The sequence below is a fragment of the Bacillus sp. P14.5 genome, assembly GCF_003316765.1.
Taxonomy (GTDB): Bacteria; Bacillota; Bacilli; order Bacillales; family Bacillaceae_B; genus Rossellomorea.
On the sequence record NZ_NIJF01000066.1, the window covers coordinates 95,546 to 112,836 of the forward strand.

A 17,291-nucleotide genomic window follows, 5' to 3' on the forward strand; every position below is an offset into this window, starting at 1 on the left:
ATAATGGTAGCACGTTTTTCAGCTCAGAAAGATTATAAAACACTAATTCAATCTATAACTAAAGTGGAAGGTGACTTCCGAGTCAGGTTAGTAGGAGATGGGGAATTAATAGGAGAGATTAAACAGATAGTTTTGCAGCTAAACCTATCGGATAAGGTAGAATTTTTGGGGAAAAGAAACGATGTTATAGATTTATTAAGAGAATCAGATGTCTTTATTTTATCAACTAATTATGAGGGATTACCTATTAGTATTATTGAAGCAATGTCTCAAGGATTACCAGTTGTAGCTACCGATGTAGGAGGGGTAAATGAGCTTATTGCTGATAACAAAAATGGTTACCTAGTTAGAAGAAAAGATAGCGATCAACTTGCCGAAAAAATAAAAAACTTAATAAGTGACCAAGCCCTAAGGAATTCAATGGGAGATGAAAGTTATAAAAGGTTTAGGGATAAGTTTACTTCTAAAGTCATGCTAGATAAAACTTTTAATGTTTATGAAGAAATTAAAAAATATTATTAATACTTTTTCGCAGGAATATGAAATTTATATTAAATTATATGGACAAAAGGTCCAATATATTAGGGGGCGGATTCAGTGCGAAAGGTTTTTATATGTTATACCCCTTATCACATTTATCAAGCTGTTTTAAAGTCTATAGAATTAAATGAAAAGGAAAATACAATTATAATTACAGATCATCTGAAACATAGTAATTTCTTTTTTGAAACTTTAAAAAAAGCAGAGATATTTCATAAAGTAATCTTTGTGCCTGAAATGCAAATAACTAACAGTCTGAATAATAAGTCTTTATATAAAAAAATCTTCAAGAGAAAAGCGCTTCTAGTAGATCTGTTCTCCGAATTTGGAATTATTGAAAGACTTGAGAAGGATCATATCTTCTTGTTCTTAGATACAAGATATTTGAGTGCGTTGGCGATTTATGTAAATAGAGGAAAAATCACTTTAATGGAGGATGGTAAATTCACATACCTGGTACCAAAGATTACAATTAAAGAGAGAGTTAAGAATTTAGTCTACAAATTGGATTCACCATACGGAAGACATAAGGAAATCAAAGAAATTGAAGTCTTAAATCCTAGTGAACTTCCGAAGGATATTATATTTAAGTCGAAAAAGTTCCCTTTAGATAAGATAACTGAAGATCTTAAGCAAGAACAAAAAGATAATATTCTCTCAATTTTTATTAATAAAGAGCAAATTTCATTTGATAAATCCCAAAAGAAAATGTTATTAATAACACAACCTTTATCAGAAAACAATTGGATTAGTGAGGAAAAGAAGATAGAGCTATATGAAGAGATACTAAATGAGCATGGGGAAGGACATCAAGTTTTTATTAAAACCCATCCGAGAGAAAATACAAATTATAGTGCGGTTTTCGGCCATAAGATTACGCTATTACCACAAGAGTTTCCTCTTGAAATATTAACCCTTATAAAGGATGCAGAATTTAGCAAGGCAGTAACAATAGACTCTAGCGCCTTATATAACCTAAAAAAGGTTAAAGAGAAAGTATATCTGGGTTACCATTATGATAATGAGCTATATAAAAATGTCTCAACAATTGTTGATCTAAAGAAGTAACAAGAAGGTAAAGTGAAATGAAAATATTAGAAAAATTAAAAAAATTTACTTTTAAAAGAGTCTATAGTCTATATTATTGGTAGTTTTTTTGTAAAAGGATTGAATTTTTTATCGATACCTCTCTTTACAAGGATATTAGATCCGGAAGATTATGGTAAGATGGCTATATTTATTCTATTGGTAAATATCTTTGACATATTTATAAATTTAAATATCCCTACTGCAATTAAGCATAAATATATGGAGAATAAAAATGATTTCCCTGATTTCTTTAGTACGAATTTAATTATACTGCCTTTTGTGTTAGCTCTTATGTCAATGCTAGTACTTTTGAATATTAATAAATTTTCGATATTTTTAAATATATCTAGAGACATAATATTTTTTGCTATTATAATCTCAGCTTTAGCCACCTTTGTAAATGTATATTTGTTATTGTTGATTGCAAAGAAAAATAGTGTAAAGCATACAAAGACAGTAATCATTCAAAGAACTTCAGAAATTATTCTTACTCTTTCGCTAATGAGTATTTTAACTGATGAAAAGTTTTACGGGAGGGTTTATTCCCAGTTATTCATATTCTCTATATTTGCACTTATCTCTCTATTTCTACTTATAAAAATGGTTGATTATTGGAAATTTAGTCCGGGCTATATTAAACAATCAATGTTTTTTGGATTACCTTTAATATTCCATGCAGGAGCGCATCTTATTATGGCGCAATCTGATAGAGTAATTATAAGTAAGTATATAGGGTACGAAACAGTAGGAATTTATTCCTTTGCGTATAATATTGGGATTATTTCATTTGTACTTATTAATGCTCTGAATAATTCTTGGCTTCCTTTTTTCTATAAGTCATTAAACCATCATGATTATAATATTTTAAATAAAAAAGTGAAGAAACTCTCAAATGTTATTCTTTTTAGTTCCTTAATTATTTCAATATTTGGTAAGGAAATAGTATATTTAATGGCTACTCCTCAATATTATAGTGCAATAAAAATACTTCCAATAATTATTACTGGGAATATATTTGTCTATTATTATTCTATCTATATAAACTATTCCTATTATTTAAAGAAGACTAAAACGATAGCTGTTAATACATTAATTGCTGCGTTATTTAATATAGTTGCCAATGTGATTTTTATTCCGAAGTTTGGTTACATTGCTGCAGCATGGACTACACTTGCAGCTTATATATTACTATTCATTTTACATTATCTTAGCAGCAAAAGACTGTTTAGAGAAAAAGGTGAAGTAATAAAGCTAATAAGTTTGTTCTCCAATTTAGGAGTGTATATGGCGTTAGTAATTATGGTCTTTATTTTAGAAAGAAATATTAGTAGCCTCTTCCTAATAATTATAAAAGTTATTATTGTGTGTCTATTTGCTTTTAAAATTTTCTATAAGGAGTTTATAAAAAATGAAAGGTAATATAATTCTTCTTTCAGTACAATTCTTCCTTATAGCAGCCTCTTTATCCCTAACGGTCTTTATTCATAATGAAAGTTTATTGATTGAAATTTTTAAGGTAATGATAATTGTAACCTATTTTTGGTCAATATTCTGTGCTAAATTAAAATTAAGCTGGTTCCATCCTTATATAATTTTTCTAGGAACTTTTTTCCTGTTTAACTTATCCAGGATAGTATTGGATTTGGTTGGTTATTGGGATTTAGAGATTGTTGATCTCGCTTTAGGGGGAGCATTAGGTAATAATACTTTATTAAAACTCTTGAATGTTTACCTGATTTCCCTTTTATGTTTGAATCTTGGTTATTTGTTATATTCCAACACTAGTAAAACAATTGTAAAATTTGAGTTGAGAAATAATGAAGCCTTTGAAAAAATATATACCATGATTTTTTTCTTGGTGTCCCTGGCACGTTAGTTAGATACATTATTGATTTAATTTATGTAAAACAACATGGATACTTAAGTATATTTACAGGAAATAACATTAATTATCCTTTTTGGACAAAGGGTTCAGGGAGTCTAATGTTATATGGGTATTATCTGTTTTTAAGTACTGTTCCCTCAGAAAAAAGATTTAAAATTGTTTCATCAGTTTATCTACTCCTAATATTTCTTAGCAGTTTGAAGGGTCAAAGAGCACTGTTTCTCTTAAGTTTGCTACTAGTTCTTACTTTTTATTACCTTTTCTACAATAAGAAAATAAGTGTAAGAGTTATTTCATTTTTAGGGATTAGTATTATGCTCTTTTCACAATTCATAAGAAGTATACGTGTGGAAAATGCCCAATTTGTCGAAAATAATATAATATTTGAATTCATGAGACAACAAGGGGTTTCCTTCTTGATACCTGGATTATTAATAGAGAATTCAATATTACTTAATAGAGAAGGGGTACCATATCTTTTCGCCCCATTAATTGATAGTTTAAATGCTATAAGGTACCCTGAAGTTTTTTCGAAAGGGCAAACAGAAGAATTGTTAGATATCTCAAATTATCTAGGATATGAACTAATGTATTTCCTTTACCCGGATGGTTATTTAAAAGGTTGGGGAGTGGGTTCTAATTATCTTGCCGAGCTAATAGGATTTGGAGGCATAACAGCAGTAATAGTATTTCATCTGTTGTTATTTCCTGTAATTAGTAAAATTGTCAAATTAATGAGCGTTAGAAGGATATATATAGTAATTTTTATTCCGATTTTAATTTCTCTATACTATATGCCAAGGAGTTCATTGCTAGGCTTTAAACTAGAGCCTTTAAAGATCATATTAATATATCTACTCTTTACTTTTGCTGCAAGCTTGTTCAGCAAAGTGAAAAACAGAGATAGGAAAAATAAACAAAGTTGGTGATTTAAATGAAGAGAGTAGCTCAGTTTATCCCATCCCTTTCCATAGGTGGAGCTGAGAAAGTTGCAGCAAATTTATCAGTAAGTCTTAGTAATGAAAAATATGAAAAATATATTATTGTTTTCAATAATAACGTTACTAATACTTATAATTATAATTCATCCTTAATAAATTTAAGGGTGAATTTCAAAAAAGGAAAAATAGGAAAGGTAATAACACTTATAGAATTGTTTATCAAATTACTAGTAGTTAAAAGAAAATATAAATTTGATACTGTTATAAGTCATTTACCCTTACTGGACTTATTAAATTCCTTGACTAAAAGAAAAAATGAAAAAGTAATTACGACAATTCATAATAATATAGAAGAAGATTATTCAAGAAATATGAAAGGGTTACTAAGATTTATAGTGAAAAAGTCCTCATATGTGGTTGCAGTCTCTAAAGTTGGTGAGGCATATGTAAAAGAAAAATTAAAGATTAATAATGAAAAAGTCTTAACTATAAATAATTTTAATGATAATACTAGAATACAAGGTCTTGCAAAAGAAGATATTGAAGCGCGATATTTGTCAATTTTTAATAGAAAAGTCCTTATTAATATTGGGAGGTTGGAAAATCAAAAAGGTCATTACCATCTTCTGAAGATTTTTAGTGAGATTAAAAAGGTTCATGATGTAAATCTTCTTATACTGGGACAAGGATCACTAGAAGCCGAATTGAAAGAGTTTGCAATTAAACTTGGGATTCAAGAAAATGTCCATTTTTTAGGATTTCAAAGTAATCCATATAAATTTCTATTCAGATCTGATTTATTCGTATCAACTTCACTATATGAGGGTTATCCAATGACTCTTATAGAGTCAATGTCTCTTGGTGTGCCAGTTATATCTACAGATTGTATTTCAGGTCCAAGAGAAATTTTAGCTCCCTCAGTAGACTTAATGAAAAAATTAGACTACGAAGAAATAATTATGGAATATGGCTTTCTTGGTAACCCAATGGAAGTTAAACCGCCAAACTTTCATGATAGGATTCTTAGTCAAGAAGAAAAATCTTTTGCCAACCAAATTTCGGAAATTCTATCTAATCCAGACCTATTAATGAAATATTCAGCATTAGCACTAAAAAGAAGTGAATTTTTCGATAAGGATTATTTAATAAAAAAATGGGAGAACTTAATAGACTGACTATGACTAATAACCTAATAGTTTTTGATGTATGTGGAACACTTTTTAAGTCCAATACTAGTATGGATTTTTTAGATTTTATTTTTTCAGATAACAATAAATACAAAAAGATTCTAGCTCTAAAGAAAAGCTTCTTAGGAAGAGTAATTAATAAAGTGTCTTATAAGTTGTTAGGCCTTGATCTATTTAGATTATTATTGACACGCCTGTTGAAAGGGCAAAGTTTGAATGATGTCTCAAAGCAGTCAAAAGTTTTTTATGAAGAATTCTTAACTACTAAAATGATTACTCCAATAAAAAACAAACTGGACAATCACTTGGCTTTAGGAGAAGATGTGATTCTTGTTTCAGCATCATATGATTTTTTAATTCGGGAAATTGCAACTCAATTAAATGTTAGGCACTTTCGAGCTTCACTAATGGAACTTAATAATGAATTATACACAGGAAAATATGAACGAGATAATTTAAAAATAAAAAAGAATTAATTCAAAATATAAACGAAAATTATGACCAACTTATTGTTTACACTGATAATAAGACTGACCTGCCACTACTTAATATTGCAGACAAACGAGAAATAATATGCAAAAAGGCTGACTTAATATATTGGAAAAATATTTTTGGGAATAATGCAAATTATTATTGTGAGGATTGGTAAAAGTGAAGTATTCAATCCCATTCTATTACACTACTATTAGCAGGATTAAAAGCAAAGCACAAATACTAGAATATGTAGCGTTCTATTTTATTATTGGTTTAATTTTACTATTTACTTATACTAAAGTGGAAATCACAACATTGATGCTATGGTTTATAGGGTTTGTTGGCATGATTTCAATATATGAAATTGGGTACTTAAGAAACGATTTTGTTACTATTAAGAAGGAGAAGAGTCCCAAATTAAGATGCAGTATTACTGAAAGGGAAAACATAATCAATAGCTTTAAAGGTATTGTTTTATTGAAATATCTTTATACTCTTATGGTAGTTACAATATTATATTTATTAGAAGTGGATTTAAAATACTTCATAATCTGCTTGGTGTTAATCGAAGCAACTTATCTCATCCATAATAATTTACGATCTAAAATAACGTATATAACTTTTTTTCTGTTAACAGTCTTGCGTTATTTTACTCCATTCACTTTGATTTCTAATATAAATCTTAAGAGTGTTTTAATTTCCGTTATTTTCCTTATAGCGATACCCAGAATGTATGATAAATTAAATTCAAAACTAAAAAGGAAATATAAAAGCACCGAGCCAATTAAAAAAATTTATAGGTTTCGTACCGTCTATTACTTTGTTGTCTTCTTATTTATACTAATCCTCGGATTAAGAGAATACTTAATTATAACCTTGTACCTGCTCATTTATAGAACTATTATTTATTTAAGGAAAAAGTGAGGTTGAGATGAAAAAAATTCTTTTCTTAGAAGATAAATCTTATTATCAAGACTTAGGCATCCTAGAAAAGGTGGACAATAATAAAAATTATACACTTGAATTTAATGGGATAAGAAAGTATAAAATATCTATAGAAAAATTAAAGAAATATCATTGTGTTGTTTCGTTATTTTATACCAATCCAGTTTCTAATTTCATTATTATTAAAGCTAAGCAACAAAATATTAAGACCATCCTAATAAGTGATGGAGTGTTTGATTTCTCAAACGCTTTTAATAACCGTATGCAATTAAAATATGGATTAAAGCTGTTTCATCCAATAATACATGATATTTTTTTATCCGTTGGAAAACAAGAGAAGAATTATTTTGGCAAGGGGGTCAGGGCTATCCAGTTTTTACCTAAAAAAGTAATTAATACTAAGGTGCGTATTCCTCTACCCAATGTCAACAAAATTTTAATAACTACTGCAAATACAGCTTACTTTAATGAAACGGAAAAGGAATTATTGATAAGCATTTTGAAGAGGATAATCCAGGAATTAGATTCTAAGGGGCATCAATATTTCTTTAGAATTTTTGATGAAAATATAATAAATGCACTAAACGTTAAACCAATTAATAATCAAGTTGAAGGCAGCTTTGAGCAGGCTTTAGCAAATGCAGATTATGTTATTACCACGCCAAGTAGCATCTCTATTAACGCAATGTATCATAATAGGCCAGTTGCACATTTGCAGTATAGAGACCTACCAATATACTTACAGTCTGCATGGGTGATATCAGGATCATATCCAATAGGGAAAACTATCAAAAGTATGTTAGAAAAAGAAGAAGATAGGTTGAAAATCCAGAATAATATACTAGAACAGTACTTAGTTCAAAATACTCCCAGTGAAGTTTTTGAGGATGCAATTCATTCAGAAATAATAAATAGCAGAAATAATGATATCGATATATTTGTGAATAAAAACTTAAAAAATATGTTAGAGTCAAGGCTGAATTTTAATCTTGAATATTTAGCAAGAAGACTATATAAAGGATTGAAAAAGAAGAAGATATTTAGGAAACTGCGATATAAAATCAAATAGCTATTTTGAATAGGGGCGAGGTATATGAAAGTTGTAGGTGTGATTCCTGCTAGGTACGGATCAACTAGATTCCCGGGAAAACCCTTAGCAATAATAAAAGGTAAGCCAATGATTCAGCAGGTTTTCGAACAAGTAAAAAGGTCGAAGAAAATTGATGAGGTAGTTATCGCTACTGATCATTTGGAAATAGTAAGAGAGGCAGAAAAATTCTGTGCCAGAGTTGTAATGACTAGTAGAGAGCACGAGTCAGGATCAGATCGAATTGCTGAAGTCACCGGAATAGTAGAAGGAGACATTTTTATTAATATACAAGGAGATGAACCCTTAATACATCCATCACTAATTGACGAAATAATTCAACTTGCAGAAGAAAACCCTGATCATGTAATTACTGCTTGCACCAAGTTGGAGTCTACAGAAGAGATTGATGATCCTAACGTAGTAAAAGTTGTAACATCACAAAAAAACGAAGCATTATATTTTTCTAGATCACCTATTCCTTACCAAAGAAATACAACTGACATTAGTTACTATAAGCATTTAGGTATTTACTGTTATCCAAAACACATTCTTAAAGAATATGTGAATTTACCTCAATCCCCACTTGAACAAGCAGAGTCTCTAGAGCAGTTGCGTCTTATAGAAAATGGTTACAAGTTAAAAGTGTTGCAAACCCACTATGATGCAGTAGGTGTAGATACGCCAGAAGATATAGCTAAAGTAGAATTAATAATGGAGGGAAAATACAATGACTAAATCAATTCAACTAAATAACAAAGTAACATTTGGAGGAAACAATCCATTTGTTCTTATTGCAGGACCGTGCATGATTGAAAGCGAAAAACTTGTAATGGAAACAGCAGAAAAAATTAAAGAGATTACCACTAAATTAAATGTGCCATTTGTATTCAAAGGTTCTTTTGATAAGGCTAATCGTTCATCTATTCATTCAGAGCGTGGTCCTGGAATTGAAAAAGGGCTAGAGATATTAGCAAAAGTTAAGAGAGAATTTGACCTACCAGTTACTTCAGATATTCATGATGCTAGTCAAGCAAGAGAAGCTGGTGAAGTATTGGATATTATTCAAATCCCTGCGTTTCTATGTAGACAAACAGACTTGCTAGTAGCTGCAGCTAATACTGGTAAAGTGATTAATGTTAAAAAAGGCCAGTTTCTTGCGCCATGGGATATGAAAAATGTTGTAGTGAAATTAAAAGAATCTGGAAATGGAAAAATTTTGTTAACGGAAAGAGGATCTACTTTCGGTTATAATAACTTAGTAGTGGACATGCGTTCATTGCCAACCATGAGAGAATTTGATGTGCCAGTTGTATTTGATGCAACTCATAGTGTTCAAATTCCTGGAGGTAACGGTACTTCAACAGGTGGTAAAAGAGAATTTGTTCCTTACCTTTCTAGAGCAGCAGTAGCAGTTGGAATTGATGCATTATTTACCGAGGTTCACCCTGATCCAGATAATGCCTTTTCGGACGGGCCTAACATGCTTTATCTTGATAAATTAGAGGAATTTCTAAAGCCAGTGGTAGAAATAGATAGACTTGTTAAAGAATCTAAATAATGGAGGGTTATATGCTTATCCAAATCAAGCAAGGTAGTCATATTGAGACTATAAAAGAGGTATTGGTTGAAGAAGCGAACGCCATTTTGGAATTCAGTAATACACTAGATAGTGAAATAAATAATACGGTAGAAATGATTCTAGCGTGTAAAGGTAGATTAGTAGTAACTGGTGTTGGTAAATCAGGTATTATAGGAAAAAAATAGTTGCCACATTAGCGAGTACAGGTACGCCATCATTCTTTTTGCATCCTGCAGAAGGACTTCATGGTGACTTAGGAATGGTTACTGCTTCTGACGTAGTTTTGGCACTTTCCAATAGTGGGGAATCAGACGAAGTATTAAATATTCTGCCGTCAATTAAAAGAATAGGCGCAAAAATAATCGCGTTTGTAGGAAATCGTCATTCTACCTTAGCAAACAAGTCAGATCAAATCTTATCGATTGGTAAGGTGAAGGAGGCTTGTCCTCTAGGATTAGCACCTACAACAAGTACCACTTTGACGTTAGCTGTAGGGGATGCGATCGCTGTTGCATTGTTAAAAGCTAGAGATTTCCGGCCGGAAAACTTTGCAATATTCCATCCTGGAGGTTCTTTAGGAAAGAAGCTTCTTTTAACAGTAAGGGACATTGTAGATGATAGTACAAATAAAAATCCTACTTCTCCTCAAGGCAGTAAAGTACAAGAAGTAATCTTTAACATGACTGATTCCGGCCTTGGTGCGAGTAGTATTGTGGATAATAATAATAAACTTACAGGAATATTAACTGATGGCGATATTCGTCGTGCTCTAACAAAGGGTATTGACCTGTTTAACCATTCCATAGATGGTTTATATAATACCAATCCAACAGTAATTTCAGAAGATATTCTGGCAGCGGAAGCACTTAAAATAATGGAAGAGAACAAGATAAACGTTTTACCCGTTGTTAATGATGAATATGAACCAATTGCAATGATTCATCTACACGACTTAACTAAATTGGGGTTGTAACTTAAATGAATAATGCAAATATAAAGCTAGTAGTATTAGATGTCGATGGAGTGATGACAGACGGAAAGCTACTGATTGGGTCAGATGGAAATGAATATAAAAGCTTTAATGTTAAAGATGGTATGGGCATAAGTTTAGCCAGATATCATGGAATTCAATTTGCCATTATTACAGGTAGACAATCTAAATCTGTAGCCATCAGAGCAAGAGAACTAAATATTGACCACGTATATCAAAATATTAGCAGTAAAGCAGAAGTACTCTATGAATTAATTAGTATTCTTAACATTTCACTGAATGAGGTTTGTTATATCGGTGACGATATTAATGATCTACCACTAATAAATATAGTGGGGCTTTCTTTTGCTCCAAACGATGCTGTCGAATTAGTAAAAGATGCGGCTCACCATGTAATTGGTAAAAATGGAGGACAAGGTGTCGTTAGAGAAGCTGTTGATTTAATACTGACAAAGCAAACTGATTATAAACAGTTGGTTTTAGAATACCTAAATAAGAAGGAGAAAGTCCTACAATAAAGGTTGTGTACTAATGGGGAAATGTCAAATTTGTGATAAGCATAAAGAAGTGACACCAGTTTATCAGGGGGAACATTCAGTTGTTTCTCCTGTTCCTTTTAATAAAGGTGTTTTAGGTTACCTTTATATTGAACCTGTAAGACATGTGGAAAATTGGTATGAATTAACCAAAGAAGAATTTAATGAAATCAGCAAGTTAATTAGTAAAATATCTAAATTCCTTAAGGAAGAGCTGGATGCAGATAGAGTTTACACTGTTTCAATTAGTGAATCAGTTAGACACTTACATATTCATCTAATTCCTAGAGAACGAAAAAGTAATTTAAGAGGGATAAATTTAATAGAACATGCCACTCAAGGTGAAGTGTACCCAGTACAAACTACACATAACAAATATGTTGATTTACTAAATAGAATATATGAATATTTACACTAAATTTAATTTTAAATTAAATTTATTACTTTTAGAATTTAAGTGGCGCAACTTTTAATCACTAATAAAAAATTAGGAGGAATATATATGGCTATTTTGGTAACTGGTGGAACAGGATATATAGGCAGTCATACAACAGTAGAGTTAATTGAGGCTGGTTATGAAGTGGTTATTATTGATAATTATTCAAATAGTAAACCTGAAGTTCTTACAAGGGTGTCTACTATTACAGGGCACGAACCTAAAATATATGAAGTTGATTTGCTAGATACAGGAGCTGTTGAAAAGGTTTTTCTAGAAAATGATATAGAAGCAGTCATTCACTTTGCTGGCCTAAAAGCTGTTGGCGAATCTGTTACTAAACCACTGTATTATTATAGTAACAACCTAACAGGTACATTTTCTTTAGTAAATGTTATGGAGAAATATGGTGTTTACAATATTGTTTTTAGTTCATCTGCCACTGTTTATGGCGTACCTGAACAGGTCCCAATCACAGAAGATGCTCCTCTTAGTGCCACCAACCCCTATGGTCGTTCAAAATTGATGATTGAAGAGATTTTAAGAGACATTTTCATTTCAAACCCTAGATGGAGTGTATCTATTTTAAGATATTTTAATCCCATTGGCGCTCATGAAAGTGGGCTAATAGGCGAGGATCCCAATGGAATTCCCAATAACCTAATGCCTTATATTTCTCAGGTTGCGATTGGCAGATTGAATAGGTTAAATATATTTGGTAATAACTATCCTACTCTAGATGGAACAGGAGTTAGAGATTATATCCATGTAGTTGATTTAGCGAAAGGTCACATTAAGGCTCTTAATAGTGTCTTAGAATCAATAGGGATTGAAGCCTATAATCTAGGTACAGGAAATGGCTATAGTGTTCTTCAGATGGTAGAAGCTTTCAGAAAAGCATCTGGTAAAGAAATTCCATATCAAATAGTAGAACGACGAGCAGGGGATATTGCCAAATGTTTCGCTAATCCTTCAAAAGCAGAAAGAGAACTTGGATGGAAAGCAGACAAGGGTCTACAAGAAATGTGTGAGGATACATGGAGGTGGCAGTCTCAGAACCCAGAAGGATATGTGAAGGAAAATAAAGGTGAAGGTGCCTTGATTTTAAATTAATTAATCGAGTTGATACACGATTAGTTAAATTCCAAAAGACCTCTGTTAAAGATCATTACTATAATAGGAGGAATGATTTTGAAAAAAGTAAAAAAGCCATCATCCCAGCGGCAGGTCTAGGAACAAGATTCCTTCCAGCTACAAAAGCAATGCCAAAGGAAATGCTACCAATTGTTGATAAACCAACAATTCAATATATCGTTGAGGAAGCGGTTGCTTCTGGAATTGAAGATATTATTATCGTTACAGGTAAAGGGAAGCGTGCGATTGAAGATCATTTTGACGCTGCTCCAGAGCTAGAAAGAAGCTTAGAAGGTAAGGGCAAAATGGAGTTGCTTGAAAAGGTTCAGCATTCTAGTAACCTTGTGAATATTCACTACATTCGTCAAAAAGAGCCTAAAGGATTGGGACATGCTGTATGGTGTGCTCGAAAGTTCATCGGTGATGAGCCATTTGCCGTTCTTTTAGGAGACGACATTGTTGTCAGTGAGACACCTTGTGTACGCCAATTGATTGAGCAATATGAAGAAACTGGGTCATCCGTAATCGGTGTTCAACAAGTGGACCATAACCAGACACACCGCTATGGCATCATCGATCCCGTAAAGATTGAAGGAAAAAGATACAAGGTTCAACACTTTGTAGAAAAGCCTGTTCCAGGAACAGCGCCTTCAAATCTTGCCATCATGGGTCGCTACTTACTGACACCTGAAATCTTTGATATTTTGGAAAATCAAGAAACAGGTGCAGGTGGAGAAATCCAATTAACGGATGCTATCCAAACGTTGAATGAAAAGCAAAATGTCTATGCATATGATTTTGCTGGCAAGAGATATGATGTTGGAGAAAAACTTGGTTTCGTGAAGACAACTCTTGATTTTTCATTAGAGCATGAAGAAATTAAAGATTCTGTATTGGAATATATGGAAGAGCTAGTAGCTGCGCATAAGCAAGCGGTTAAATAAATTCCTATACTTTAGTAGGCTGCCAAATATGTTTGGCGGCTTTTTTGTAACAAGGGGACTGCTCTCTTGCTTCATACAGACACCTTGATAGTGAATCATGAGGGTCACAAAATATAATAAAAGAAAATGAAACAAGCTTAGAAGATGCATTCTATAAAAACCTAGAGTTCGGAACAGGGGGTGTTAATGACGCTCTATAATGTCCTGAAACTGACGGTTCATTTTGTCCTGAACTTGACGGATTTATTGCCAATTAAAGATACAGAAGGGAGGCTTGTAAGGCCTCCCCAGAACATCTATAAATCTACCTCGTAGGTTTCATTTTGCTTCAAATAAAAACGGACTTCATGACTGCTGGTGGTGATGTACCAATCTCTGCCGAGCTCAAGCCGGCATGGCAACACCTTGCCATAACCGAGGTTCAGCTCGAACCATTCGCCACACCTCAGTTTGTAACCTTTTTGATCTCCCTAATTAATAATCCAACAATCAAGTGTCTCATCAAAGTACATACTCTTCCAACGGCTTTTCTTCATGCGAGCTCTCCTTCAATCACCTTCTTGACCATACGGTCATCAATGATTCTTGAACCGTTTTGAGCTGCGAACAGAAGACAATGTGTCGCCAGTTTATTGATCAGTCGTGAGGCACCACTTGAATAGCTGAAAATCTCATCAAGGGCTAGATCACTAAAAATATCTCGTTCAACACCGACATAGCTTAAATGCTTTTTCATATATTGCTCTGTTTCTGCTCTGTCAAGATGATCAAGCTTAAACTGGATATCAATGCGCTGACTGATTGCTGCGAAGGACTTAAGCTGAAGGCGATCCCAAAGCTCAGTCTGCCCCACCATAATCAATGCCATGGGACTTTGCGCATCCATACGGAAGTTTAAAAGGAAACGTACTTCCTCTAACATTTCACGATCAAGCAGATGAGCTTCATCGACCACAACCACAGACATTATTTTGTGAATGCCTTTCATTAATTCGATTTCACGATGTAATTGGCGCTTGGCATCACCTCTGTAGAACTTTGTTTCGAGGCCCAGCTGTTCTAACATTCCTTTATAGAAGTGACGTGGTGTCAGCTTAGAATCTGATAAATAGCTCAGCTTACAATGCGATCGATCCAGTTGATCTGTAAATCTGCGTATAGCTGTCGTTTTTTTCAAGTCCACACTCACCAGTCATGATAGCCAAAAGCTCACGTTCTGCGGCATAATCCAGTCGCCCAATAATCTTTTCGAGCTGAGTAGATTCATATAGTTCAGTCGTTGGAATGTTGCGAGAAAATGGCGTATGGCGCATCTCAAAGAAGGACTCAAACAAAACTCGTTCCCCCTTTGCTGATATGGCGGAAACTCACGGCTGGGACAGAAGGTGTAATGGCGGCAGCCTTTCTTGCTTGGTTAGGTTTCTTAACTCCTTGAAGAAGTCTTGAAGAACCGGCAGGTTCCTTTATCATCTTCTCCGGAAGAGATGGTCTTTTTCCTGTTCTCTCTGAAATCACCATTCTTTTTGCTTTCCAACTATCAAAATCCGGATAATCTACGGTTAATTCAGTAGTATCTTGAGGGTTATAGGTAATTTCAACTTTACATCAAACGAAATTGATACCTACTTCATATTTTTCATCCTGAAAACTGATGCAGCCGGCTTTATTGACTTTCCTTGTTTCTGAATGTAGGAATGCGTGAGCGAGCTCTTCTGCAGAAACGTGACGAATGGGCGTACCTTCACTGCGATAAGCTTCTAACGGTGTGATGTTTTTCTCTAAAGCTGAATGCGGCTTATGAAGATACTGCTCATCAAGCCATACACCTACCATTGATTTAACGCTTCAATTGTTTGAGGGATTTCTAGTTTCACCTCTTTTAAAAACTCTTCGAATGTGCGATTAAAACGTTCTACTTTACCTGTCGATTCAGGCGAGTAAGGACGGGCATATAGAAGCCGTTTACCTAACTTGGAACAAGTTCTGGCCATCCATTTCGTGCTGTACTGCTTACCGCTATTAAATTAAACACTTTCAGGAACACCGTGCTTTCTGACAGCTTCACGAAAAGCATCTTCAACACAACGCAACGTGCATCAAGCATAGGGTAGAATGCCACATGAAGAGCAAATCGAGTCGCGTCGTCTAAAAAAGCTACCATATATACCTGTTTTTTCGTACCGTTCGGTCCAATCGGTAAATAAGGTCCGTATTTAATATTAGAATGCCATAAGGCATTCCGATAACGCTTTTGAAAACGCCGGACAGCTCCAATAAAATCATACGCCGGAAGCGTTTCTCCTGTTGAATGATCATTAATCTTCAGTGTAGTTCCAGCCCAATCTACTTCCATGACTTCACTTGGTTTTCTTCGAATAGGCATTGCAATTTATACTTTTTCGTATATTTCCCATAGTTCTCACAAAAAGTACGATAGGCATAGGGAATTTTTCCACCTTCACCTGCCTCTGTTGAGTACTAGTGATGCAGTTGGGACAGGGTTACATTCTTCTTTTGTAGTTCCTTATGCACTCTTTCCCAATCAATTGGGAAGTACCCTTTCTCAACAGCCTGTTTCTCTGGGTAGAGAAACGCTTCTAGCCATGGATTGGTCATGGTGTCATTCAAGCTTTCTACACCCAGTTCTTTGGAATGTTGAACGACATCTGAAACTGTATTCCTTGAATGCCCGGTGCTTGAACTAATGGTTCTTTGACTGACTTCTTCAAAGTGAAGTTCCAAAATCTTACGGTAATTAATCATCAAAAAGCCCCCTGTATAATAATGTCATGCTTGCTGGCATGCAAGATAATTATACAGGAGGCCTTTCTCTATTCTATTTATAGTGGCAACTCAAAGGGTGGTGGCTCTTTTCTCCGCAATGACTGGCTCAATACTCCGCATAAGTGGCTCATTTCAACTGCAATAATCAGCGTGAAAGCAAATGGTCATCACATTGATACTGAATGGAAATATAAAACGAGTTTGTCGAGAAAAACTTCAGGGAATATATAAGAAACTAGCTTGAAAAGACATAAACAGATGTAATTCCAGTATAAATTTGTTTTAAAGTGACAATTATTTTACTAGTACGAGCTTATAATAATGGAAACACATATTTCTACTCCAAGAATTAAAATGACAGGAGTGATTATATGATTCAAGAGGACGGTAATATATTTGAAGGGTTATATTGGGGAACTTTGTTGAGTATACCTCTTTGGATATCTTTTCTTGGTTGGTTGAAGTTGTTGTTTTAGGTGTAAGTAATTTGTTGATGTACAGGATTCTTGGCATTGAAACCCCCGGCATATACGCAATCGTATATGCCGGGGGTTTTTGTGATGTCATGGGACCAAGGGACAGGTAGAGGTCACTGAAAAATGGCTCCTAACTATTATGAAAATACCAAAAAAAAAAGAAAACCTACCTATTTTGCGCATCTAAATATCAGTAGTGCGATTTAATAAAGAGAACATTAAAAAGCGCTAAGACATTGGGGAAGAGTCGGTGGGATTTG

The 17,291-nt window shown here is 33.5% G+C and carries 20 protein-coding genes and 2 pseudogenes; 16 read left to right on the top strand and 6 right to left on the bottom strand.

Features of this window, described 5'->3' with window-relative positions; genetic code table 11:
- Positions 1–3 precede the first annotated feature (3 nt).
- From B9Z54_RS10485 to B9Z54_RS26195, 16 genes and pseudogenes are all read left to right on the top strand, one after another.
- A complete protein-coding gene (locus tag B9Z54_RS10485) occupies positions 4–522 on the top strand; it encodes a glycosyltransferase (RefSeq protein ID WP_113928344.1) in 519 nt (172 codons plus the stop codon).
- A gap of 75 nt (positions 523–597) precedes the next feature.
- On the top strand, positions 598–1,608 hold the full coding sequence (locus B9Z54_RS10490) for a glycosyltransferase family 52 (protein ID WP_113928345.1): 1,011 nt from the start codon (positions 598–600) through the stop codon (positions 1,606–1,608).
- 60 nt (positions 1,609–1,668) lie between these two features.
- Positions 1,669–3,048, top strand: a pseudogene (locus B9Z54_RS26185) (lipopolysaccharide biosynthesis protein); the annotation flags it as partial.
- Positions 3,038–4,443, top strand: a pseudogene (gene wzy / locus B9Z54_RS10505) (O-antigen polysaccharide polymerase Wzy). The pseudogenes B9Z54_RS26185 and wzy, both read left to right, overlap by 11 nt.
- 5 nt (positions 4,444–4,448) lie before the next feature.
- A complete protein-coding gene (locus B9Z54_RS10510) occupies positions 4,449–5,630 on the top strand; it encodes a glycosyltransferase (RefSeq protein WP_113928349.1) in 1,182 nt (393 codons plus the stop codon).
- Between the two features lie 2 nt (positions 5,631–5,632).
- On the top strand, positions 5,633–6,118 hold the full coding sequence (locus B9Z54_RS10515) for an HAD-IB family phosphatase (protein WP_162785171.1): 486 nt from the start codon (positions 5,633–5,635) through the stop codon (positions 6,116–6,118).
- 929 nt (positions 6,119–7,047) lie between these two features.
- Positions 7,048–8,130, top strand: a complete 1,083-nt coding sequence (locus B9Z54_RS10525; RefSeq protein ID WP_113928352.1) for a hypothetical protein — start codon at positions 7,048–7,050, stop codon at positions 8,128–8,130.
- Between the two features lie 24 nt (positions 8,131–8,154).
- Positions 8,155–8,886: a 3-deoxy-manno-octulosonate cytidylyltransferase gene (gene kdsB, locus B9Z54_RS10530; RefSeq protein WP_113928353.1), complete on the top strand. Its 732-nt coding sequence runs from the start codon at positions 8,155–8,157 to the stop codon at positions 8,884–8,886.
- Entirely contained in the window at positions 8,879–9,709 is an 831-nt protein-coding gene (gene kdsA / locus B9Z54_RS10535) for a 3-deoxy-8-phosphooctulonate synthase (protein ID WP_113928354.1), read from the top strand. The genes kdsB and kdsA overlap by 8 nt, the downstream gene beginning before the upstream one ends.
- Before the next feature lie 11 nt (positions 9,710–9,720).
- Positions 9,721–9,915, top strand: coding sequence for a hypothetical protein (locus tag B9Z54_RS26475; protein WP_345840719.1), 195 nt, complete (start codon positions 9,721–9,723; stop codon positions 9,913–9,915).
- A 38-nt stretch (positions 9,916–9,953) separates the two neighbouring features.
- Positions 9,954–10,703, top strand: coding sequence for a KpsF/GutQ family sugar-phosphate isomerase (locus B9Z54_RS10540; protein WP_345840720.1), 750 nt, complete (start codon positions 9,954–9,956; stop codon positions 10,701–10,703).
- A gap of 5 nt (positions 10,704–10,708) precedes the next feature.
- A complete protein-coding gene (locus B9Z54_RS10545; RefSeq protein WP_113928355.1) occupies positions 10,709–11,239 on the top strand; it encodes a KdsC family phosphatase in 531 nt (176 codons plus the stop codon).
- Positions 11,240–11,252: 13 nt separating this feature from the next.
- Complete coding sequence (locus B9Z54_RS10550; protein ID WP_113928356.1) at positions 11,253–11,675, top strand: HIT family protein; 423 nt, start codon at positions 11,253–11,255, stop codon at positions 11,673–11,675.
- An 84-nt stretch (positions 11,676–11,759) separates the two neighbouring features.
- Entirely contained in the window at positions 11,760–12,806 is a 1,047-nt protein-coding gene (galE, locus tag B9Z54_RS10555) for a UDP-glucose 4-epimerase GalE (RefSeq protein WP_113928357.1), read from the top strand.
- Positions 12,807–12,904: 98 nt separating this feature from the next.
- Positions 12,905–13,771, top strand: coding sequence for a UTP--glucose-1-phosphate uridylyltransferase GalU (galU, locus tag B9Z54_RS10560; protein ID WP_240189892.1), 867 nt, complete (start codon positions 12,905–12,907; stop codon positions 13,769–13,771).
- Between the two features lie 186 nt (positions 13,772–13,957).
- Complete coding sequence (locus tag B9Z54_RS26195) at positions 13,958–14,086, top strand: hypothetical protein (RefSeq protein WP_275887805.1); 129 nt, start codon at positions 13,958–13,960, stop codon at positions 14,084–14,086.
- Here B9Z54_RS26195 and B9Z54_RS25685 read toward each other — a convergent pair.
- From B9Z54_RS25685 to B9Z54_RS10595, 6 genes are all read right to left on the bottom strand, one after another.
- Positions 14,068–14,220, bottom strand: a complete 153-nt coding sequence (locus B9Z54_RS25685) for a DUF5348 domain-containing protein (protein WP_345840723.1) — start codon at positions 14,218–14,220, stop codon at positions 14,068–14,070. The genes B9Z54_RS26195 and B9Z54_RS25685 overlap by 19 nt on opposite strands.
- 83 nt (positions 14,221–14,303) lie before the next feature.
- Positions 14,304–14,960, bottom strand: coding sequence for an ExeA family protein (locus B9Z54_RS10570; protein ID WP_345840721.1), 657 nt, complete (start codon positions 14,958–14,960; stop codon positions 14,304–14,306).
- On the bottom strand, positions 14,890–15,105 hold the full coding sequence (locus tag B9Z54_RS25690; RefSeq protein WP_240189895.1) for a hypothetical protein: 216 nt from the start codon (positions 15,103–15,105) through the stop codon (positions 14,890–14,892). Before B9Z54_RS25690 ends, B9Z54_RS10570 begins: the two co-directional genes overlap by 71 nt.
- Positions 15,106–15,376: 271 nt before the next feature.
- Positions 15,377–15,604, bottom strand: a complete 228-nt coding sequence (locus B9Z54_RS10580; RefSeq protein WP_113928360.1) for a hypothetical protein — start codon at positions 15,602–15,604, stop codon at positions 15,377–15,379.
- Positions 15,605–15,737: 133 nt separating this feature from the next.
- Positions 15,738–16,154: a hypothetical protein gene (locus B9Z54_RS10590; RefSeq protein ID WP_162785172.1), complete on the bottom strand. Its 417-nt coding sequence runs from the start codon at positions 16,152–16,154 to the stop codon at positions 15,738–15,740.
- Between the two features lie 95 nt (positions 16,155–16,249).
- A complete protein-coding gene (locus B9Z54_RS10595; protein WP_113928363.1) occupies positions 16,250–16,534 on the bottom strand; it encodes a hypothetical protein in 285 nt (94 codons plus the stop codon).
- Between the last annotated feature and the right edge of the window lie 757 nt (positions 16,535–17,291).

Coding starts and splice junctions, on each gene's coding strand:
- kdsA (WP_113928354.1), top strand. CDS start 8,879: ATGACTAAATCAATTCAACTAAATAACAAAGTAACATTTGGAGGAAAC.
- B9Z54_RS10515 (WP_162785171.1), top strand. CDS start 5,633: ATGACTAATAACCTAATAGTTTTTGATGTATGTGGAACACTTTTTAAG.
- galE (WP_113928357.1), top strand. CDS start 11,760: ATGGCTATTTTGGTAACTGGTGGAACAGGATATATAGGCAGTCATACA.
- B9Z54_RS10590 (WP_162785172.1), bottom strand. CDS start 16,154: ATGCCTATTCGAAGAAAACCAAGTGAAGTCATGGAAGTAGATTGGGCT.
- B9Z54_RS10545 (WP_113928355.1), top strand. CDS start 10,709: ATGAATAATGCAAATATAAAGCTAGTAGTATTAGATGTCGATGGAGTG.
- B9Z54_RS10510 (WP_113928349.1), top strand. CDS start 4,449: ATGAAGAGAGTAGCTCAGTTTATCCCATCCCTTTCCATAGGTGGAGCT.
- B9Z54_RS10525 (WP_113928352.1), top strand. CDS start 7,048: ATGAAAAAAATTCTTTTCTTAGAAGATAAATCTTATTATCAAGACTTA.
- B9Z54_RS26475 (WP_345840719.1), top strand. CDS start 9,721: ATGCTTATCCAAATCAAGCAAGGTAGTCATATTGAGACTATAAAAGAG.
- kdsB (WP_113928353.1), top strand. CDS start 8,155: ATGAAAGTTGTAGGTGTGATTCCTGCTAGGTACGGATCAACTAGATTC.
- B9Z54_RS26195 (WP_275887805.1), top strand. CDS start 13,958: ATGACGCTCTATAATGTCCTGAAACTGACGGTTCATTTTGTCCTGAAC.
- B9Z54_RS10595 (WP_113928363.1), bottom strand. CDS start 16,534: ATGATTAATTACCGTAAGATTTTGGAACTTCACTTTGAAGAAGTCAGT.
- B9Z54_RS10550 (WP_113928356.1), top strand. CDS start 11,253: ATGGGGAAATGTCAAATTTGTGATAAGCATAAAGAAGTGACACCAGTT.
- B9Z54_RS10485 (WP_113928344.1), top strand. CDS start 4: ATGGTAGCACGTTTTTCAGCTCAGAAAGATTATAAAACACTAATTCAA.
- B9Z54_RS10580 (WP_113928360.1), bottom strand. CDS start 15,604: ATGGTAGGTGTATGGCTTGATGAGCAGTATCTTCATAAGCCGCATTCA.